Source organism: Cupriavidus sp. 86D6 (genome assembly GCF_057815095.1).
The window spans coordinates 56,171-75,878 of sequence record NZ_JBYPSB010000013.1 but is presented as its reverse complement, the minus strand read 5'-3'; the positions used below and the strand labels follow the sequence as shown (position 1 = coordinate 75,878).

At 66.2% G+C, this 19,708-nt stretch carries 23 protein-coding genes; 17 read left to right on the top strand and 6 right to left on the bottom strand.

Going from position 1 to position 19,708, the window contains the following annotated elements:
• Positions 1-219: 219 nt before the first annotated feature.
• The 3 genes from AC3G88_RS23075 to gpmA form a co-directional block, all read right to left on the bottom strand.
• Complete coding sequence (locus tag AC3G88_RS23075) at positions 220-972, bottom strand: HesA/MoeB/ThiF family protein (protein ID WP_488894013.1); 753 nt, start codon at positions 970-972, stop codon at positions 220-222.
• 101 nt (positions 973-1,073) lie between these two features.
• Positions 1,074-2,684: a S41 family peptidase gene (locus AC3G88_RS23070; protein ID WP_488771418.1), complete on the bottom strand. Its 1,611-nt coding sequence runs from the start codon at positions 2,682-2,684 to the stop codon at positions 1,074-1,076.
• Between the two features lie 205 nt (positions 2,685-2,889).
• Positions 2,890-3,636 (bottom strand): 2,3-diphosphoglycerate-dependent phosphoglycerate mutase, encoded by a 747-nt coding sequence (gene gpmA / locus AC3G88_RS23065; protein WP_488894012.1) that lies wholly within the window; start codon positions 3,634-3,636, stop codon positions 2,890-2,892.
• Between the two features lie 144 nt (positions 3,637-3,780).
• Here gpmA and AC3G88_RS23060 point away from each other — a divergent pair, with 144 nt between their 5' ends.
• The 5 genes from AC3G88_RS23060 to AC3G88_RS23040 all read left to right on the top strand — a co-directional run bounded on the left by AC3G88_RS23060 (position 3,781) and on the right by AC3G88_RS23040 (position 7,605).
• Entirely contained in the window at positions 3,781-4,194 is a 414-nt protein-coding gene (locus tag AC3G88_RS23060) for a rhodanese-like domain-containing protein (RefSeq protein WP_249640892.1), read from the top strand.
• A gap of 87 nt (positions 4,195-4,281) precedes the next feature.
• Positions 4,282-4,539: a glutaredoxin 3 gene (gene grxC / locus AC3G88_RS23055; RefSeq protein ID WP_066739793.1), complete on the top strand. Its 258-nt coding sequence runs from the start codon at positions 4,282-4,284 to the stop codon at positions 4,537-4,539.
• Positions 4,540-4,740: 201 nt separating this feature from the next.
• Positions 4,741-5,259 (top strand): protein-export chaperone SecB, encoded by a 519-nt coding sequence (secB, locus tag AC3G88_RS23050; protein WP_066739790.1) that lies wholly within the window; start codon positions 4,741-4,743, stop codon positions 5,257-5,259.
• Between the two features lie 131 nt (positions 5,260-5,390).
• The gene (locus tag AC3G88_RS23045) at positions 5,391-6,416 is read left to right on the top strand and encodes an NAD(P)H-dependent glycerol-3-phosphate dehydrogenase (protein WP_488894011.1); all 1,026 of its coding nucleotides are present in this window, start codon (positions 5,391-5,393) and stop codon (positions 6,414-6,416) included.
• A 205-nt stretch (positions 6,417-6,621) separates the two neighbouring features.
• Positions 6,622-7,605 (top strand): Bug family tripartite tricarboxylate transporter substrate binding protein, encoded by a 984-nt coding sequence (locus AC3G88_RS23040; protein ID WP_488894052.1) that lies wholly within the window; start codon positions 6,622-6,624, stop codon positions 7,603-7,605.
• 27 nt (positions 7,606-7,632) lie between these two features.
• On the opposite strand, the gene trmL is transcribed toward AC3G88_RS23040, so the two are convergent.
• Both trmL and AC3G88_RS23030 read right to left on the bottom strand, forming a co-directional pair.
• Positions 7,633-8,103 (bottom strand): tRNA (uridine(34)/cytosine(34)/5-carboxymethylaminomethyluridine(34)-2'-O)-methyltransferase TrmL, encoded by a 471-nt coding sequence (trmL, locus tag AC3G88_RS23035; RefSeq protein WP_101679962.1) that lies wholly within the window; start codon positions 8,101-8,103, stop codon positions 7,633-7,635.
• Positions 8,104-8,154: 51 nt separating this feature from the next.
• Positions 8,155-8,862 (bottom strand): ComFC family protein, encoded by a 708-nt coding sequence (locus AC3G88_RS23030; protein WP_488894010.1) that lies wholly within the window; start codon positions 8,860-8,862, stop codon positions 8,155-8,157.
• A gap of 102 nt (positions 8,863-8,964) precedes the next feature.
• On the opposite strand from AC3G88_RS23030, the gene AC3G88_RS23025 reads away from it, so the two are divergent.
• The 8 genes from AC3G88_RS23025 to AC3G88_RS22990 all read left to right on the top strand — a co-directional run bounded on the left by AC3G88_RS23025 (position 8,965) and on the right by AC3G88_RS22990 (position 15,740).
• Complete coding sequence (locus tag AC3G88_RS23025; RefSeq protein WP_488894009.1) at positions 8,965-9,903, top strand: methyltransferase domain-containing protein; 939 nt, start codon at positions 8,965-8,967, stop codon at positions 9,901-9,903.
• Positions 9,904-10,166: 263 nt separating this feature from the next.
• The gene (locus tag AC3G88_RS23020; protein WP_488894051.1) at positions 10,167-10,748 is read left to right on the top strand and encodes a DUF2244 domain-containing protein; all 582 of its coding nucleotides are present in this window, start codon (positions 10,167-10,169) and stop codon (positions 10,746-10,748) included.
• Positions 10,745-12,010 (top strand): cytochrome c oxidase subunit II, encoded by a 1,266-nt coding sequence (gene coxB / locus AC3G88_RS23015; RefSeq protein ID WP_153949018.1) that lies wholly within the window; start codon positions 10,745-10,747, stop codon positions 12,008-12,010. Before AC3G88_RS23020 ends, coxB begins: the two co-directional genes overlap by 4 nt.
• A 42-nt stretch (positions 12,011-12,052) precedes the next feature.
• A complete protein-coding gene (ctaD, locus tag AC3G88_RS23010; protein WP_488771410.1) occupies positions 12,053-13,684 on the top strand; it encodes a cytochrome c oxidase subunit I in 1,632 nt (543 codons plus the stop codon).
• An 89-nt stretch (positions 13,685-13,773) separates the two neighbouring features.
• Positions 13,774-13,920 carry a cytochrome oxidase small assembly protein gene (locus AC3G88_RS23005; RefSeq protein WP_175460007.1) on the top strand — a complete coding sequence of 49 codons (147 nt, stop codon included), beginning with the start codon at positions 13,774-13,776 and terminating at the stop codon, positions 13,918-13,920.
• 36 nt (positions 13,921-13,956) lie between these two features.
• Positions 13,957-14,556, top strand: a complete 600-nt coding sequence (locus AC3G88_RS23000) for a cytochrome c oxidase assembly protein (protein ID WP_092603137.1) — start codon at positions 13,957-13,959, stop codon at positions 14,554-14,556.
• An 11-nt stretch (positions 14,557-14,567) separates the two neighbouring features.
• Entirely contained in the window at positions 14,568-14,783 is a 216-nt protein-coding gene (locus AC3G88_RS22995) for a DUF2970 domain-containing protein (protein WP_092603139.1), read from the top strand.
• A 96-nt stretch (positions 14,784-14,879) separates the two neighbouring features.
• Positions 14,880-15,740: a cytochrome c oxidase subunit 3 gene (locus AC3G88_RS22990; RefSeq protein WP_092603141.1), complete on the top strand. Its 861-nt coding sequence runs from the start codon at positions 14,880-14,882 to the stop codon at positions 15,738-15,740.
• 131 nt (positions 15,741-15,871) lie between these two features.
• Here AC3G88_RS22990 and AC3G88_RS22985 read toward each other — a convergent pair whose 3' ends face one another.
• Entirely contained in the window at positions 15,872-16,081 is a 210-nt protein-coding gene (locus AC3G88_RS22985; RefSeq protein ID WP_092603143.1) for a twin transmembrane helix small protein, read from the bottom strand.
• Positions 16,082-16,180: 99 nt separating this feature from the next.
• Here AC3G88_RS22985 and AC3G88_RS22980 point away from each other — a divergent pair, with 99 nt between their 5' ends.
• From AC3G88_RS22980 to cyoE, 4 genes are all read left to right on the top strand, one after another.
• Positions 16,181-16,900, top strand: coding sequence for an SURF1 family protein (locus AC3G88_RS22980; protein WP_488894050.1), 720 nt, complete (start codon positions 16,181-16,183; stop codon positions 16,898-16,900).
• A 48-nt stretch (positions 16,901-16,948) separates the two neighbouring features.
• Positions 16,949-17,584: an SCO family protein gene (locus AC3G88_RS22975; protein ID WP_488894008.1), complete on the top strand. Its 636-nt coding sequence runs from the start codon at positions 16,949-16,951 to the stop codon at positions 17,582-17,584.
• 76 nt (positions 17,585-17,660) lie between these two features.
• Positions 17,661-18,764 (top strand): COX15/CtaA family protein, encoded by a 1,104-nt coding sequence (locus AC3G88_RS22970; RefSeq protein WP_488771408.1) that lies wholly within the window; start codon positions 17,661-17,663, stop codon positions 18,762-18,764.
• An 8-nt stretch (positions 18,765-18,772) separates the two neighbouring features.
• Entirely contained in the window at positions 18,773-19,699 is a 927-nt protein-coding gene (cyoE, locus tag AC3G88_RS22965; protein ID WP_488894049.1) for a heme o synthase, read from the top strand.
• The last annotated feature ends 9 nt before the right edge of the window (positions 19,700-19,708 follow it).

Sequence of the window (19,708 nt, the reverse complement as noted above, 5' to 3'; positions counted from 1 at the left end):
GGCAGGGCAAGCGCGTGGCGCAGGATGGCGCCACGCCCCGGTGCGGAGCGGGTTGGTAACCCTTCTCATTCGGATTCTTGTCTCCATCCAGTCACATTGCGCCAAAAAAATGGCGACCCGGCGGGGAGGGGGCTCCACCGCGGGTCGCCAGGTTTCCAGGCGACATTCTTTTTTTTCCTTTTTCTTGCGCGGTTCGGTACCCGTCCTGCCTCGCCGGCCCTAATGCGCCTGTCCGCAGACCTCGCAGCCGGGCGTGCGCGCCAGGCGCATCGTGGTCCATTCCATCGTCATCGCATTGACCATCAGCAGCCGGCCGGCCAGCGTTTCGCCCACGCCGGTCAGCAGCTTCAGCGCCTCGGCCGCCTGCACGGTGCCGACCATGCCGACCAGCGGCGCGAACACGCCCATCGTGGCGCAAGCCGCTTCCGGGGCCGGTTCCGACGGCGGAAACAGGCAGCCGTAGCACGGCGCCTCGGGGTCGCGCAGGTCGTACACGCTGACCTGGCCGTCAAAGCGCAGCGCCGCGCCCGAGACCAGCGGCCGGCGATGCTTCAGGCAGGCCCGGTTGACGGCCTGCCGTGTGGCGAAGTTGTCGCAGCAATCGAGCACGACATCGGCCTGTGCCACTAGTGCATCGAGCTCCACATCGCCCACGCGTTGCCCCACCGGGCGGATATCGACGTCCGGATTGATGCGCAGCAGCCCTTCCCGGGCCGACTCCACCTTGGGCCGCCCCACGTTGGCAGTGGTATGCAGGATCTGGCGCTGCAGGTTGGTCAGGTCGACATCGTCGTCGTCGACGATCGTGATGCGGCCCACGCCGGCCGACGCCAGGAAGGGCAGGGCGGCCGCACCGAGGCCGCCGGCACCGATCACCAGCGCATGGCCAGCCAGCAGACGCTCCTGGCCCTCGATGCCCACTTCATCCAGCAGGATATGGCGCGAATAGCGCAGCAGCTGATCGTCGTTCATGGTTTGGCGGCAAATGAAAACGGCCCGACGGTGGCATGCCGCGGGCCGCAGGATGAGGGGGGAAGCGCGCCGCGCGCCCGGGGACGGGCAGCGCGTATCCGTTACTTCTGACCGGTCGGCGTGCCCAGCGGCTGGCCGATCGGCGCGCTCGCGGGCGGCTGGCTGGCCGGCGCGGGCTTGGCCGGAGCCGGAGCAGGCTTGGCGGCCGGCTTGGCCGGGGCCTTGCCTGCCTTTTCTTCCTTGGTGTCGGGCTTGCCGGCCGTGCCCGTGGCTTCCAGGCGCGACTTCGACTTCTGCACCGGCTTGCCGTCGAGCTGGGCGATGGCCTGCTGCAGCATGAAGTCCTCGGCCGAACCGAATTCCACCGGCTTCTTCTTGCGATCCTTCTCGCGTTCTTCCGGCGTCTTCTTCGCGTTTTCCTCTTCCAGGCGGCGCAGCTCGTCCACGCGGCGCTGTTCGCGCTCGTTCATTTCCGGCTCTTCCGACTCCTGCTTGTTGTGCAGGTGGCGCTCGGTGTCGATCTCGCGCGTGATCAGTGCGTCATCCGGATCGCCTTCCGGGTTCTGGTCGACCGGAATGTCCGGGCGGATGCCCTTGGCCTGGATCGACTTGCCCGAGGGCGTGTAGTAGTACGCGATCGTCAGCTTGATGCCGGTGTCGTTGGTCAGCGGGCGCACGGTCTGCACCGAACCCTTGCCGAACGTGGTCTTGCCCATGATCAGCGCGCGCTTGTGGTCCTGCAGCGCGCCGGCCACGATTTCCGAGGCCGATGCCGAGTAGGCATTGGTCAGCACGATCATCGGCAGTTTCTTGAACTGCGCGGGCAGGTCCTTGAGCGGATCGTCCTCGAGCGACGACAGGCGGTAGTTGTTGAACGTGGCCTTGTAGACGCGCTTGGCATCGGGCACCTGTCCGTTGGTGGACACCACGGTCGCGTCGTCCTGCAGGAAGGCTGCCGCCACGCCCACTGCGCCTTGCAGCACGCCGCCGCCGTTGTTGCGCAGGTCCAGGATGATGCCCTTCAGGTTCGGGTTCTTGTCCGCCATGTCCTTCAGGCGGCGGCCCAGGTCGGCCACGGTGCGTTCCTGGAAGCTTGTCAGGCGCACCCAGCCGATGGTGTTGTTGTCGAGCATCTTGGTCTTGACCGACTGCACGCGGATTTCGGCGCGCGTGATCGAGACCGGGAACGTGCGTTCCTCGCTCTTGCGGTAGATGGTCAGCGTGACCTTGGTGCCCGGCTCGCCGCGCATGCGCTTGACCGCCTGTTCCAGCGGCAGGCCGCGCACGGGCTTGTCGTCGATACGGGTGATCAGGTCGCCCGGCTGGATGCCGGCGCGGAAGGCGGGGGTGTCCTCAATCGGGTTGATGACCTTGACCAGGCCTTCTTCCTGCGAAATCTCGATGCCCAGGCCGGCAAATCGGCCGCGGGTGCCTTCCTGCAGTTCCTTGAAGTCCTTCTCGTCCAGGTAGGCCGAGTGCGGGTCGAGGCTGGCGACCATGCCCTTGATGGCTTCGGTCAGCAGCTTCTTGTCGTCGACAGGCTCCACGTACTCGCGCTTGATCTGCCCGAAGATGTCGGACATCAGCCGCAACTGGTCGAGCGGCAGCGGCCCCGAGCTGTTCTGCGCGGTGGCCGAGATTTGCAGCGTGGCCAGCACGCCGGCGACGACGCCGACTGAGACGAGGCTAATGTTCTTGAGCGTCTTACGCATGAGGGCTGCCTGAGCTTTTGTGGATGATGCGAAAGGGAAATCCCTGGCCGGACGGGTTACGCCCGGCGCGGATTGACCGACAGTATAAGAGGGTGCGCAGAAAAAGACCTGCGGGCCACCACACCATGGTGGGGGCGGCCACACAAGGCCGTGGCGCGCCTACCCGGATGCCGCCCGGGCCGGCGCGTGCGCGCACCGGCGGCGGTCAGCGGGCCTTGCCCTGGTTGGCCACGGCGGCCAGCGAAGCGGCAATCGCTTCCTGGTCGCCCAGGTAGTAGTGGCGCCGGGGGCGCAAGTCGGCGTCCAGCTCGTAGACGAGCGGGGTGCCATTGGGGATGTTGAGGCCGACGATATCGTCATCCGAAATCTGATCCAGATACTTCACGAGCGCGCGAATGCTGTTGCCGTGGGCGGCAATCACGACGCGCTTGCCGGATTTGATGTCGGGAGCGATGGATTCGTTCCACAGCGGCATGACGCGGGCGACCGTATCCTTCAGGCATTCGGTCAGCGGCACCTGCTCGCGCGGCACACTGGCGTAGCGCGGGTCGTTGAACGAGGCGCGTTCGTCGGTCGGCTCCAGCGCGGGCGGCGGCGTGTCGTAGCTGCGGCGCCACACCAGCACCTGCTCGTCGCCATACTTCTTTGCGGTTTCCGCCTTGTTCAGGCCGGCCAGGGCGCCGTAGTGGCGTTCGTTCAGGCGCCATTCATTGCGCACCGGAATCCACATCAGGTCCATTTCGTCCTGGACGTGCCAGAGCGTGCGGATGGCGCGCTTGAGCACCGACGTGTAGGCCACGTCGAACGTGAAGCCGGCTTCCTTCAGCAGTTGACCGCCCTGTCTGGCCTGCGCCACGCCGGTATCGGTCAGGTCGACGTCAACCCAGCCGGTGAAGCGGTTTTCGAGATTCCACGTGGATTCGCCGTGGCGGATGAGGACGAGCTTGTACATTGCAGCTTCCAGGGTAGTAAGTAACCTGCGGCGCGCGGCGCCTGCGTCACGCCCGGGCGTGGCAGGCGCCGCCCGAAATAATCGGCGCTGGCGCGAAACCGCGTATTTTATAATGCCGCCGACCCAACCCAACGGAATGCCAACGTGAATTTCTTCGCCGATTACAACAACCTGGCCCTGATCGCGATCGCCGTGGTCTCGGGCGGCCTGCTGGCCTGGCCGCAAATCAAGGCCGGCACGGGCGGCAAGCGCGTCAATACGGCTGCCGCCACGCAGCTGATCAACAAGCGCAACGCGGTGGTGGTGGACATCCGCGACGCCGCCGAATTTGCCAAGGGCCATCTGCCCCAGGCCAAGAGTGCGCCACTTGCCGATATCGGCAACCGCGCGGCCGGGCTTGCAAAGGATAAGGCGGTCCCCATCATCGTGGTGTGCCAGAACGGCCAGCGTTCGAGCAAGGCCCAAGCAGCCCTCAAGGAAGCCGGTTACAGTGAGGTATATGCGCTGGAAGGCGGCATGGCTGCGTGGCAGCAGGCCGGCCTGCCGGTGATCAAGTAATACAACAGCCCCCTTCAACATGCAGCACGCGGCGCGGTACTGCCCTGGGCGGTCCGCGCCGCTGTTTTTCAGTCAAGGAGAATCCGCATGGCCCGCGTCGTCATGTACAGCACGGTTGTGTGCCCCTATTGCCAGATGGCCGAGCGCCTGCTCAAGCAGCGTGGCGTGGAAACGATCGAGAAGATCCTGATCGACCGCGAGCCGGGCCGGCGTGAGGAAATGATGACCCGTACGGGCCGTCGTACCGTGCCGCAGATCTATATCGACGAAACCCATGTGGGCGGCTTCGACGACCTGTCCGCGCTGGATCGCCAGGGCGGCCTCGTCCCGCTGCTGGCTGCCTGAGCCGGCCGGACGCTCGCGGCCGGGTGCGGGGCGCCGGCTTCGCTGCGCTGCAGCAGATCAAGCGATAAATCTGATAATGCCGCGGTACGGTGAATTCGCCATCGGCGTCATGTACCATATGCGCTTTCCAAACAGCCGGGGCTTCGGCATCCGGCTGCGCATGGCGCAGCGCGCCCAAACCGATCCATCCGGAAGCCTTTCATGAGCGACCAGCAACAAGCCACCCAGCAGGACGACCAGCCCTTCTTCAACATCCAGCGCGTGTACCTGAAGGACATGTCGCTCGAGCAGCCGAACTCGCCGGCCATCTTCCTCGAATCGGAAGCCCCGTCGGTGGAAGTGCAGGTCAACGTCGGCGCGGCCCAGCTGCAGGAAGGCATTTTCGAAGTGGTGGTGACGGGCACCGTGACGACCAAGGTGCAGGACAAGGTGGCATTCCTGGTGGAAGCCCATCAGGCCGGCATCTTCGATATCCGCAATGTGCCGGCCGAGCAGCTGGACCCGCTGCTGGGCATCGCCTGCCCGACCATCCTGTACCCGTACCTGCGCGGCAACATCGCCGACGTGATCACGCGTGCCGGTTTCCAGGCCATCCACCTGTCGGAAATCAACTTCCAGGCGCTGTACGAGCAACGCCTGCAGGCTGCCATGGAAGAGGCGCAAGCCCAGGGCGGCGACTCGGGCATCGTGCTGCCGGACGGCAGCCAGGCTCGCCACTGATCCGCGCCACGCCCGGAATAGACGAAAAACGGGGCTTCGGCCCCGTTTGCGCTTTCTGATGGCCCACGCTCCCGTGACATCCATACTGTCTGCATGACCGCGCATCCGTGCGGCCCGATCCTCGATCTGCCATGAAACTGACCATCCTGGGCGCCGGAGCATGGGGCACCGCTCTGGCCAGCCACGCTGCCGCCGATACCCGCCACGATGTGGTGCTCTGGGGGCGCGATGCGGACCAGCTGGCCGACATCGCCACCACAGGCACCAATGCGACCTACCTGTCCGGCGTGACGCTGTCGCCCCGGCTGGCCTGCGAAGCCGATTTCGACCGCGCCGTCGATCATGCGCTGGCCGACGCGCAGGGCCTGCTGGTGGTGGCCACGCCGGTTTCGGGCCTGCGCGAGATGACGCGCCGGCTGGCGCCGCGCCGCCGCGGGCCGCTGGCCATGCTGTGGCTATGCAAGGGCTTCGAGGCCGATACCCACGCGCTGCCGCACCAGATGGTGCGCGAGGAACTCGACGCGCTGGGCGTGGCGCCCGGCGAGATCGAATACGGCGTGCTGACCGGGCCGAGCTTTGCCCGGGAGGTGGCGCAGGGGCTGCCGTGCGCGCTGACCGTGGCGGGCTCGACGCACGCGCTGGCGGATCTGGCCCAGACGGCGTTCCACCATCACGCGATGCGCATCTATGGCAGCGACGACCTGATCGGCGTCGAGGTCGGCGGTGCGGTCAAGAACGTGCTGGCCATCGCCACGGGCGCCAGCGACGGGCTGGGGCTGGGCCTCAATGCGCGCGCGGCGCTGGTGACGCGGGGCCTGGCCGAAATGACGCGCCTGGGCCTGGCGCTCGGCGGCCGCATGGAGACCTTCATGGGTCTGGCGGGCATGGGCGACCTGATCCTGACCGCCACGGGCGACCTGTCGCGCAACCGCAAGGTGGGCCAGCAACTGGCCAGCGGCAAGACGCTCGAACAGATCCTGCATGACCTGGGCCACGTGGCCGAAGGCGTGCGCTGCGCGCGGGCGGTGGCCGACCTGGCCGCGCGCAAGGGCGTGGAGATGCCGATCACGCGCGCGGTGTGCGCGGTGCTGTTCGACGGCTTGCCGGCGGCCGATGCCGTGGACCGCTTGCTGCAGCGCGACGCCCGGGACGAGTAACGCATCGGGTGATGGAACGGCCGGCCCTCTCCCCCGCCCCTCTCCCGCGCGCGGGAGAGGGGAGCACACAGGACGCATAGCAACGGCTGCTGGCCCGCTTTCCGCCATACCGAACACATAGCAAAGGCTGCCGGTTCGCTCCCCGCTCCCGCCTGGCGGGAGAGGGGCCGGGGGAGAGGGCCAGCGCATCGAGAACCGCATGGACATATTCACTCGCCGCCGGGTACTTCAGGCCCTGACCACCTGCGCCGCCGCGCTCGCGTGGCCAGCGCTCGCGCAGGCCGACACCTGGCCAGCCAGGCCGATCCGCATGATCGTGCCGTTTCCGGCCGGCTCGTCGCCGGATCTGATCGCCCGCATCGTCACCGAGAAGCTGGCTGCCGTGCTGGGACAGTCCGTGGTGGTCGAGAACCGGCCCGGCGCGGGCGGCAATATCGGCACGGGGCTGGTGGCCAAGGCCGCGCCCGATGGCTACACGCTGCTGTTCACGATCAATGGCCCGCTGGTGACGGCGCCGTCGCTGTATCGCCATTTGAGCTATGACCCGATGAAGCAGCTGGCGCCGGTGACGCTGGTGGCCACGTCGCCCAACGTGCTGGTCATCGATGCCCGGCTGCCCGTGCACAGCCTGCGCGAGTTCGTGGCGCTGGCGAAGTCGAAGCCGGGCGTGATGAACTATGGGTCGGTCGGTAACGGCAGCGCGGCGCACCTGGCGATGGAGCAGCTCAAGGCGATGGCCGGCATCGACCTGCAGCACGTGCCCTATGCGGGATTTCCGCAGATCACGACGGCAATCGTCGGCGGCCAGGTGCAGGCGGGCTTCATGGTGCCGGCGATTGCCATGCCGCTTGTGACGGCCGGCAAGCTGCGCATACTGGCGGTGACGTCGTCGGGGCGCACCGGCCTGCTGCCTTCGGTGCCGACGGTGGCGGAATCGGGTTATCCGGGTTTCGAGGCGATCTCGTGGCAGGCCATTCTTGCGCCGGCCGGGACGCCGGCGCCGATCGTGGACCGACTGTATCGCGAACTGGTCACGATCATCGGCAGCGCCGACGTGCGCGACAAGATGCGCGCGCAGTATTTCGTGCCGGCCGGTACGGCGCCGGCATCGCTGCGGCAGACGATGGTCAGCGAGAAGGCACGCTGGGACAAGGTGATCCGCGCCGCCAACGTGCAGCCGGAGGACTGACGCCGGACGCGTCTGGCGTGGGCGCGCTCAGGCGCCGCCCGCGAAGCCGTTCTGGCGCCAGGCCTCGAACACGACCACGGCGACCGTGTTCGACAGGTTGAGGCTGCGGTTGTTGGGGCGCATCGGCAGGCGGATGCGCTGCGCGGCGGGAAACCACTCGCGCCGCTCGGGCGCCAGGCCACGCGTTTCCGATCCGAACACGAACCAGTCGCCCGGCTGGAAGCTGACCTGGCCGAACGGCGTGGAGCCGTGCGTGGTCAGCGCGAACATGCGCGTGGGGTCGGGCTGTTCGGCGGCCATCAGCGCGTCCCAGCTTTCGTGCACGCGCATCGTCGCGTACTCGTGATAGTCCAGCCCCGCGCGCCGCATGCGCGCGTCTTCCAGCGGAAATCCCAGCGGTTTGACCAGATGCAACTGCGCGCCCGTATTGGCGCACAGGCGGATCACATTGCCGGTATTCGGCGGGATTTCGGGTTCGACAAGGACGACGTTGAACATGGGATGGCAGCAAAAAACCGGAGCGCAGCTTACCGCGTGCGCCGCGTCGTGTCACGGCGTGCGCAAGGCCACCAGCGCGGTGACGCGGGCCGCGCCGTGCGCTTTCAGCACCCGGGCGGCTTCGCGCAACGTGGCGCCAGTGGTCATCACATCGTCGATCAGGCCGACATGCAGCCCGTGCGGTGACGTGTTGTGACTGACGACGAACGCCTGTCGCAAATTGGCCTGGCGCGCGGCCAGGTCCAGGGTGCGCTGGCTGATTGTGTCGCGACGACGCGACAGCAGCGTGGCCGATGCGCGGACGCCCAGGTGACGCGCCAGCGGGCGGGCGATTTCCCAGGCCTGGTTGAAACCGCGTTCTGCCAGGCGGGCCGGTGACAGCGGGATCGGCACCAGCAGGTCGAAAAAATCGGGGGCGGGGCCGGTGCGGGCCACCGTGGCCAGGCGGTCGGCGATCCATCCCGCAGCGGGCAGCCGGCCGCCGAATTTAAGCTGCAGGATCAATTGGTCGAACGGTGTGGCGTAGTCGCCGAGCGTCAGCGTGGCATCGAGCGGATCGTCGTCCGCGCACAGCCCGCAAGCGCCGTGGCTGCCCGGCGTGGCACACCGGGGGCAGCGCGATACGGGCCGCGCCAACGCATCGGCGCAAGCGGCGCACACCACGTCGCGCTGCACGGCTCCGCAGACCAGGCAGCCCGATGGCAACAGCCCGCGCCACAACCGTGCGGCCGGTCCGGCAAAGACCCTTCGGGCACGCATGGGTCCCGGCGCGTATACTTCCGCCGGCCCGCTCCGTGCGGTCTCCGAGGGTGCGACACTTTGCCGCACCTGCTGATTCGACCCTTGCTGCCTCGCCTGTCCGTGTCCCTGCATGCCTCCGACTCCCCAGATGCCTGGTTGCCGCCCGCGCGGCTGACCCGGCTTGCCTTCGATCGCCGTAGCCCGCGCTTCGGCCAGCTCGATTTCCTGCTTGGCGAGATAGGCCAGCGCATGCAGGAGCGGATGGAAGTGGTCAAGCTGTCGCCGGGCCGCGCGCTCGATATCGGCTGCGGCCATGGCCAGGGTCTGGCGGGTTTGCGCGCGCGGTTTCCCGATGCGCAGATTGCCGGAATCGATATCTCCGGCGCGATGCTGCAGCAGGCCGCCGGGCGAGACCCACAGCGCCGGCCCGGCTGGGTGGGGCGGCTGCTGGGCAAGCGCCCGATGTTCGACCTGGTGCAGGCCGATCTTGCCACACTGCCCTTTGGCGCGGCCAGCTTCGACCTGCTGTGGTCGAACCTGGCCCTGCACTGGCATCCCGAGCCGCACCGCGTGTTCCCGGAATGGCATCGGGTCACCGCCGACGACGGGCTCGTCATGTTCTCGTTGTTTGGCCCCGACACCTTGAAGGAATTGCGAGCCGCATTTGCCGACGTGGACCTCGACGCGCACACGCTGCGCTTCGTCGACATGCACGACATCGGCGACATGCTCGTGCACAGCGGCTGGTCCACGCCCGTGATGGACATGGAGACGCTGACCGTCACCTACGAATCGCCCGAAAAGCTGCTGGACGAAGTGCGCGCCTTCGGCGGCATGCGCCGGCCGGGCCCGGTCGGGCTGCGCGGGCGCAAGTGGCACCGCGCCGTGATTGCCGCCCTGCATCGCATGCGCAACGAGGATGGCGTGATCCCGCTGACGTTCGAGATTGTCTACGGCCATGCATGGAAAATCCCGGCCCGCGGCAAACAGGCCACTGACGATCAGGGCCGCGCGATCATCCCCGTCGACAAGATCGGCCGCGCCCCGGCGCGCCGCTGAAGCGCGCCAGCAGGACGGTTGCCCGACAATCGGGGCTTGCCGTTTGTGTTGCCTATCGGGGCTAAAAAGCTCATGCACAAATTTGTGCCGATGGCAAGCACTTCGGTCAAATCCTATGTTGTTCGAGTATGCGAAGCGCCATATAATGGGCCGGTTTGTCGCAGTGGTCCCCTGGCACAAGAACGTTCCTGGAAGGCACTCCGCACGTGCGCTCCTGGGGCGGATTTCGTCCCGGGCGTGCATCCGATGCAGAGTGGTTGGCGATGCAAGACTTGGGTATCGCATTCCAGACGGCAGTAGGTGACTCCGGCGGAAATCCCGGCGGACGTACCCCCTTGCCGGCCAACGACTGGCTGATGAAGCGGAATTGTTCGCTCTCTCCGCGCCAGGTCGGCTGGTTCTACTTCTCCATCGCATGTTTTTCCATTGCCATCGCGGCGTTTCTGACCGTATGGCATGGGGCCTGGCTCGTGCTGCCGTTTGCTGGCCTGGAACTGACCGGGCTGGGGATTGCCCTGCTGGCGTATGCGCGCCATGCGACGGATCATGAACGCGTGAGTGTGACCGACGGCATGCTGGTCGTGGAGACAGCCAGCGCCAGTCGGGTCACGCGGGAAGTCTTCAATCCACAGTGGGTGCGGATTGAACTGGGTGAATCGTTCCGGGCGCTCGTGGTTCTGCGGTCGGGCAAGCGCACCGTGCGGGTGGGGTCGTATCTGGACCCGCACCGGCGGCGCAAGTTCGCGCAGGAACTCGCAGCGGCCCTGCATGACGTCCGGACCGGACGGGGTGCGGGGCAGGGCGGGGACAGATTTGAATCTGTAAATTGGGTAGATAAACAATGAAAATGTGGAAGAAGGCATCCGCAGCATGTCTTGCAGGCACGTCCCTGCTTGTCAGCCAGGCGGCCTCCGCGGTCAGTGACATGCCGGGTGGCCCAGCCGTCCGACAGCTGAACCTGGCCGAACCCGTTACAAAGATCGCCGAACAGATTCACTGGCTGAACTGGATGATGCTGATCATCTGCACGGTGATCTTCATCGCCGTGTTCGGCGTGATGTTCTATTCCATCTTCAAGCACCGCAAGAGCAAGGGCGCGAAGTCGGCCTCGTTCCACGAGAGCATCACCGTGGAAGTGGTCTGGACCATCGTGCCGTTCCTGATCGTGATCGCCATGGCGCTGCCGGCGACCAAGACCGTGGTGGCGATGAAGGACACCACGAACTCCGACATCACGATCAAGGCCACCGGCTACCAGTGGAAATGGGGGTACGACTACCTCAAGGGCCAGGGCGAGGGCATCTCGTTCGTGTCCACGTTGACCACGCCGCGCGAGCAGATCAACAACCAGCAGGAAAAGTCGAACACCTACCTGATGGAGGTGGACAACGAGCTGGTGGTGCCCGTCAACAAGAAGATCCGCATCGTCACGACCGCCAATGACGTGATCCACGCCTGGATGATCCCGGCGTTCGGCGTCAAGCAGGATGCGATTCCGGGCTTCGTGCGCGACACGTGGTTCCGCGCCGAGAAGACCGGCGTCTACCGTGGCCAGTGCGCCGAGCTGTGCGGCAAGGAACACGCGTTCATGCCGATCGTGGTGCGCGTGGTGTCCGATGGCGAATACGCCAAGTGGGTCGACGACAAGAAGAAGCTGATGGCCGCGGCCGCCGACGATCCCAACAAGACCTGGACGCTCGACGAAATCAAGGTGCGCGGCGAGAAGGTCTACGCCGCCAACTGCGCGGTCTGCCACCAGCCGACCGGCAAGGGCGCGGGCGCGTTCCCGGCGCTGGACGGCTCGAAGGTCGTCAATGGCCCGAAGGCCGGCCAGATGCACATCCTGCTGGAAGGCAAGGGCGGCATGCCGTCGTGGAAGCAGCTCTCGGATACCGAGCTGGCCGCGGTCATGACGTACACGCGTAACAGCTGGAGCAACAAGACCGGCGAAGTGATCCAGCCGGCGGACTTCTCGCAAGCCCGCGCCGGCAAGTTCCCGGAAGGCGGCGGCGCACAGGCCGCAGCCGGCGACACGGCCCCCAGGAAGGCCGCCACGCCGACCAACGACAAGCAGGCCAGCCTCGCGGGCAACCGCGTCGCAGGCTGACCCGCGGCAGCCCCGCATTCAGGAATTGATGGAGTCATTGCGATGAGTACCGCTACCCCGGAGACACTGGGCCATCCGCACGACCACGCGCACGATCACGGCCATGGTCACGGCCATGACGATCACGCGCACGATCATCCGCATGGCTGGCGCCGCTGGCTGTTCGCGACCAACCACAAGGACATCGGCACGCTGTACCTGCTGTTCTCGTTCACGATGCTGCTGTCGGGCGGCGCGCTGGCACTGCTGATCCGCCTGGAGCTGTTCGAGCCGGGCCTGCAGTTCTTCCGGCCCGAACTGTTCAACCAGTTCACCACGATGCACGGCCTGATCATGGTGTTCGGCGCGATCATGCCGGCGTTCGTGGGCTTTGCGAACTGGATGATCCCGCTGCAGATCGGCGCCTCGGACATGGCGTTCGCGCGCATGAACAACTTCAGCTTCTGGCTGATGCCGCCGGCCGCGCTGCTGCTGGTTGGCTCGTTCTTCGCACCGGGCGGCGCCACCGCCGCGGGCTGGACGCTCTACGCGCCGCTGTCGGTGCAGATGGGCCCGGGCATGGACATGGCCATCTTCGCCATGCACATCATGGGCGCGTCGTCGATCATGGGCTCGATCAACATCATCGTGACCATCCTCAACATGCGCGCGCCCGGCATGACGCTGATGAAGATGCCGATGTTCTGCTGGACGTGGCTGATCACCGCCTACCTGCTGATCGCCGTGATGCCGGTGCTGGCTGGCGCCATCACGATGGTGCTGACCGACCGCCACTTCGGCACGAGCTTCTTCTCGGCCGCCGGCGGCGGTGACCCGGTGATGTACCAGCACATCTTCTGGTTCTTCGGGCACCCCGAGGTGTACATCATGATCCTGCCGGCGTTCGGCATCATCTCGCACGTGGTGCCGGCCTTCGCGCGCAAGCGCCTGTTCGGCTACAGCTCGATGGTGTACGCCACGGCGTCGATCGCCATCCTGTCGTTCATCGTGTGGGCCCACCACATGTTCACCACGGGCATGCCGGTGACGGGCCAGCTGTTCTTCATGTACGCGACGATGCTGATCGCGGTGCCCACGGCCGTGAAGATCTTCAACTGGATTGCCACGATGTGGCGCGGCTCGATGACGTTCGAGACCCCGATGCTGTTCGCGATCGGCTTCATCTTCGTGTTCACGATCGGCGGCTTCACGGGCCTGATGCCGGCCGTCGCCCCGATCGACATCCAGCTGCAGGACACGTACTTCATCGTGGCGCACTTCCACTACGTGCTGGTGGCGGGCTCGCTGTTCGCGCTGTTCGCGGGCTTCTACTACTGGGGTCCGAAGTGGAGCGGGTTCATGTACGACGAGATGCGCGGCAAGATCCATTTCTGGGGCTCGCTGATCTTCTTCAACGTGACCTTCTTCCCGATGCACTTCCTGGGCCTGGCCGGCATGCCGCGTCGCTATGCCGATTACCCGACCCAGTTCACGGACTTCAACGCCGTGGCGTCGCTGGGCGCGCTGGGCTTCGGCCTGATGCAGGTGTACTTCTTCTTCGCGGTGGTGCTGCCGTCGTACCGTGGCGGCCAGGCCGCCGGCGACAAGCCGTGGGATGGCGCCGAAGGTCTGGAGTGGACCGTGCCGTCGCCGGCCCCGTTCCACACCTTCGAAGAGCCGCCGGTGGTGAAGTAAGCGCAGAGACGTCGTAGTTTTACGAAATATTGCGAAGTAGCGCGAACCGGCCGGATGCCCACGGGCGTCCGGCCAGCGAGATCCGAATCATGCAGCCCTCAGCAAAAAGCCCGTCGCAGCTGGAACGCCAGGCCAGCCAGAAAGCCGCCAACCGGCGCCTGGGATGGATCCTGTTGTCGGTGGCACTGGTTTTTTTCCTGGGATTTGTCGCCAAGATGAAGTTCCTGGGCGGCTGATCCGATAAGACCAAGGCAATAGCCGGAGACAAGGCAGTGGACGCGCAGGACAAAGCCCTCGAAAAGCGATTCAACCGCGGCATGATGATGCGGCTGCTGGTCGTGGTGACGCTGATGTTCGGCTTTGGCTACGCGCTGGTGCCGCTGTACAAGGCGATCTGCGACATCACCGGGCTCAACGTGGTGACCACGCGCGACCTGTATGGCGCGGGCGCGGCGGTAAAAAATACCCAGGTCGACACGACCCGCACGATTACGGTGGAGTTCGATTCGAATGCGCGCGGCCCGTTTGCGTTCCGGCCGGTCAGGCATTCGATGGAGGTGCACCCGGGCGAGCTGACGACGATCGTCTACGAAGTGGCCAATGGCCAGTCGCGCGACATCTCGGCGCAGGCGATCCCGAGCTACGCGCCCAAGCAGGCCACGGAGTATTTCAAGAAGGTGGAGTGCTTCTGCTTCAAGCAGCAGACGCTCAAGGCGAACGAGGCGCGCGAGATGCCGGTGGTCTTCGTGGTAGATCCGAAGCTGCCGAAGGATGTGAAGGTCATCACGCTGTCGTACACGTTCTTCGAGATCGGCACGCCGGTGGCGCAGGCCCCGGAAGCCGGGGTGACGGCAACGCAGCAGGGCAGCTGAGGAGGCTGGGCATGGCGACGGACGATCCGGTGCATCGCAAGGCGTCATTCGTACAGACGGTGCGCGCGGTGCTGTGGTCGTTCATTGGGCTGCGCAAGGGGTCGGAGCATGAATCCGACATGGCGCGCCTGAACCCGGTGCATGTGATCATCGCCGGGCTGATTGCGGCAGCGGTGTTCGTGGCGGTACTGATCGCCATCGTGCGCGTCGTGGTCAGCCAGGCATAGCAGGGCAGCAGATACAAAGCGAGCACGCCGCCGGCCAGATGTCGGGGCCGGACGGGCGGATAACATGAATCGAGACTTTGAGCTGGAGATAGAAGAATGAGTGCGAATCGCGCAAACGCCCCGTACTACTTCGTGCCGGGCCCGTCGCGCCATCCGATCACGGCGGCGTTCGGCCTGCTGATGACCGGCGCGGGAGCGGCCGGTTGGGTCAACGGGCAGCCGTGGGCGCCGTACCTGTGCGGCTTCGGGCTGATCTGGTTCCTGTTCGTGCTCAAGAGCTGGTTCGGCGACGCCATCGGCGAATCCGAGGGCGGGCTGTATGGCAAGAACATCGACGTGTCGTTCCGCTGGTCGATGGGCTGGTTCATCTTCTCGGAGGTGATGTTCTTCGCGGCGTTCTTCGGTGCGCTGTTCTACGCGCGCACCATCGCCATGCCGTGGCTGGGCGACCTGAACAACAAGATCATCTGGCCGGACTTCTCGGCCGTGTGGCCGAACACCGGCCCGGCGGGCACCGTGGAAACCTTCCAGACCATGGGGCCGTGGCCGATCCCGACGATCAACACGGCGCTGCTGCTGACCTCGGGCGTGACGCTGACCTGGGCGCACCACGCGCTGCTGGCCGGCAAGCGCAACCAGTTGATCCAGGGCCTGGTGCTGACCATCCTGCTGGGCGCGATCTTCATGTGCCTGCAGGTCTACGAATACATGCACGCCTACCACGAGCTGAACCTGAAGCTCACGTCGGGTGTCTATGGTTCGACGTTCTTCCTGCTCACGGGCTTTCACGGCTTCCACGTGACGATGGGCGCGATCATGCTGGCGGTGGTGCTGGGCCGCGTGCTCAAAGGCCACTTCACGCCGGACCACCACTTCGCGTTCGAAGGCGCCGCCTGGTACTGGCACTTCGTGGACGTGGTCTGGCTGGGTCTGTACGTGGTCGTGTACTGGTTGTAACACCGGGTGGTGTCTGCGCGCTCCCCCAGCCGCTCTCCCGCGCGGCGGGAGAGCGAAGCCAGCCAGCCACAAACGAAAAGCGCCGCGTGAGGTCAGTCTCAGCGGCGCTTTTTGTTTGGCATCCGGACGGCTCAGGGGGACATGTGGATGCCGGTGCTCTGAATCCAGCCCATCCAGTGCGAGAACAGGATGAACAGGAACAGTGCGATCGAAAAGCCGACGCGCAGCATCAGCGAGCGCATCATGTTGGGCGTGCGGCCACGGTCGCGCATCATGAAGAACAGCGCGGACGCCAGGCTGCCGATGATCAGGATAAAGGCGACGATGATGACAAAGCGCATGTGGGGGCTCTTTTCGGCAAGCGCCCATTATGGCATCGCCGCCGCCGGAGGAAACCCGTGACGACCCGCAGGCGGTGGCGCGCGCCGGGAGCGGTGCCGATGATTGCCGCGCTGGTGGTGATCGCGGTGACCTGCGCGCTGGGCAACTGGCAACTGGGCCGTGCGCACGAGAAGACCGGCCGCGCCGCACGGCTGGCGGCGGCAGCGGCGCAGGCGCCGGTAGATCTGACAGCAGGGCGGGGAGACGCCGCGGCTTTGGTGGATCGCCACGTGCGCGCACGCGGCAGCTTCGACGACAGCCGCACCGTGCTGCTGGACAATCGCCCGCATGGCAATGGCACCGACAGCCGTGCCGGATTTCTGGTGCTGACGCCGTTGCGGCTGGCCACGGGCGGGCAGGTGCTGGTGCTGCGCGGGTGGCTGCCACGCGACGCGCAGGACCGCACGCGCATCGCGCCGTTCCCGACGCCAGCCGGCGAGGTCACCGTCGAAGGCACCGCGCTGGCCGCCGTGCCGCGCGTGTACAGCCTCGGCCAGGACCCCGCCGCGGAGGCCGGCCGCAAGATACGTCAGAATATCGACCTTGCCGCGTATGCGCGTGAGATCGGTACGCCACTGCTGCCAGTGGTGCTGGAACAGTCGAGCGATACGGGCGATGGGCTGGCGCGCGACTGGGCGCCCGCCGATTCCGGCGCCGACCGCCACTATGGCTACGCCGCGCAGTGGTTCGGCCTGGCCGCGCTGACCGTGGTGCTGGTGGCAGTGCTGGGATGGCGCCGCGCCCGGCGCGAGGCCGGACCGGCCACGGCCACCGAATGACCCGAGAGTGATCAGATTGATCGAACGATGAACGTACAGACATCCTCCATGCCGCAGCAAGATCCCTCGGCCACGCCCGACCCCCGCATCGATGCCCGCACGCGCCGTGGCCGTCTGCAGATGCTGATGCTGCTGCTGGTGTGCGCATCGCCGGTGCTGTTCTCGTATTTCACCTATTACGTGATCAAGCCGACCGGCGGCAGCACCAACTATGGCGCGCTGGTGGACCCGCAGCGCCCGATGCCGGCCGTCGAACTGGTCAACGAGCGCGGCGAGGCCGTGCCGCTGACGTCGATGCGCGGCAAGTGGCTGATGCTGATGACCGATCCGTCCGCCTGCGACGAAGCCTGCGCGCGCAAGCTGTTCACGATGCGCCAGATCCGCGCGGGGCAGGGCGAGGACCGCGAGCGGATCGTGCCGGTCTGGCTGATCCAGGACGCCGGTAAAGTGGACGATCGGCTATCTACCGCCTACAACGAACCCTATGCCGGCGTGCGCTTCCTGCGCATGGACCGTGCGGCCATCGGGCAATGGCTGCCGGCCCAGGAAGGCGGCCGCGTCGAGGACACGCTGTTCCTGGTCGATCCGCTGGGCAATCTGATGATGCGCTGGCCGAAGGACCCCGACCCGAAGAAGGTGAGCGGCGACCTGAAGAAGCTGCTCAAGTATTCGCGCATCGGCTGACACGCGCCGGAACCATCCTGGCGCACCGACCGATCCATCCCGATCGTTTTTTCGTTGAATTACCGGCTGTACCCAAATGCTGCTCCAGCTCGCCATCATCGGCATCCTGATCGCCCTGCTGCCACTGTCCTATGTGATGGTGCGCGGCAGCCGTGACAAATATCGCAAGCTCGTGTGGATCACGGCGTTCCTGACGCTGGACCTGATCATGTTCGGCAGCTTTACGCGGCTGACCGACTCGGGCCTGGGCTGCCCGGACTGGCCGGGTTGCTATGGCCATTCGAACCCGCATGCGGCGATGGAGCCGATCCGCGCGGCCGAGACGGCGCTGCCGAGCGGCCCGGTCACGCTGGTCAAGGCCTGGATCGAGATGATCCATCGCTATTTCGCCATGGCGGTGGGCGTGCTGATCATCTCGCTGATGGTGCTGGCCTGGGTGAAGCGGCGCGAACTCAGGCAGTCGCCATGGTTTGCCACGGGCGTCTTCGTGCTGGTCTGCGTGCAGGGTGCCTTCGGCATGCTCACGGTCACCATGAAGCTGCAGCCGATCATCGTGGTCACGCACCTGATGCTGGCCATGCTGCTGCTGGCATCGCTGATCTGGCTCGGATCGCGCAACGACCAGCCGCACGCGGTGGCGCCCCAGGCGGCGTCGCTGCGCTGGGCGGGCCTGCTGGCCATCGTGCTGCTGGTGGTCCAGATCTTCCTGGGCGGCTGGGTCAGCACCAACTACGCGGTACTGGCCTGCACCGACTTCCCGCTCTGCAACGGCCAGCTGGTGCCAGAGATGGACTTCCGCCATGGCTTCACGCTGTGGCGCCAGCTGGGCATGACGGCCGATGGCGACTACATCCCGCACGCGGCGCTGGTGGCCATCCACTGGGTGCATCGCGGCTTTGCGTTCGTGGTGCTGGGCTACCTGCTGTGGTTCGGCCTGCGCGCCCGCCGGCTGGAAGGGCTGGCGCGCCACGGCAAGTGGCTGCTGGCCGTGCTGGCGCTGCAACTGGCCACCGGGATGTCGAACATCGTGTTCGACTGGCCGCTGGTGGCGGCGGTGGCACATAACGGCGGAGCAGCCCTGTTGCTGATGCTGTTGCTCCGTCTCAACTACAATATCGGCCTCGCGACCCGCTCCGCAGGCGCCGCCGCCCAGTCCGCAATCGCGGCGCGCGCCACATGAAGGACAAGATGCCCCCCGTGGTTACCGCTACCCACCCCCACTCTTCCGTGGGCCGGATTCGTCACCTGGTCCGCCAATACGCCGCACTGACCAAGCCGCGCGTGACGCAACTGGCCGTGTTCTGCTCGGTCATCGGCATGTTCCTGGCCACGCCGGGCATGGTGCCGTGGTCGGTCCTGATCGGCGGCGCCGCCGGTATCTGGCTGCTGGCCGGCGCGGCCTTCGCCATCAACTGCCTGGTGGAACAGAAGATCGACGCGCTGATGCGCCGCACGGCCTGGCGCCCGTCCGCCACCGGCGAGATCACCACCACGCAGACGCTGATCTTCTCGGCCATCCTTGGCGGCGCGGGCATGTGGCTGCTGCACGTGTTTGCCAACGACCTGACGATGTGGCTGACCTTCGCCACGTTCCTGGGCTACGCGGTGGTCTACACGATCCTGCTGAAGCCGGCCACGCCGCAGAACATCGTGATCGGCGGGCTGTCGGGCGCCATGCCGCCGGCGCTGGGCTGGGCCGCCGTGGCGGGCACCGTGCCGGCCGAGGCCTGGTTCCTGGTGCTGATCATCTTCACGTGGACGCCGCCGCACTTCTGGGCGCTGGCGCTGTATCGCCGCGCGGACTATGCCAAGTCCGGCCTGCCGATGCTGCCGATTACCCATGGCGAACGCTACACGCTGCTGCATATCCTGCTGTACACGCTGGTGATGATCGCGGCCACGCTGCTGCCGTTCGTCTACGGCATGAGCGGCGTCATCTACCTGGTGGCCGCGCTGGGGCTGGGCCTGGTCTTCCTGGGCTACGCCTGGAAGCTGTTCCGCAACTACTCGGACCAGCTCGCGCAGCGCACCTTCCGCTATTCGATCCTGTACCTGTCGCTGCTCTTCGGGGCGCTGCTGGTGGATCACTACTTCAAGTTCGTGCCGCAGGTCTGATCGGTCTGC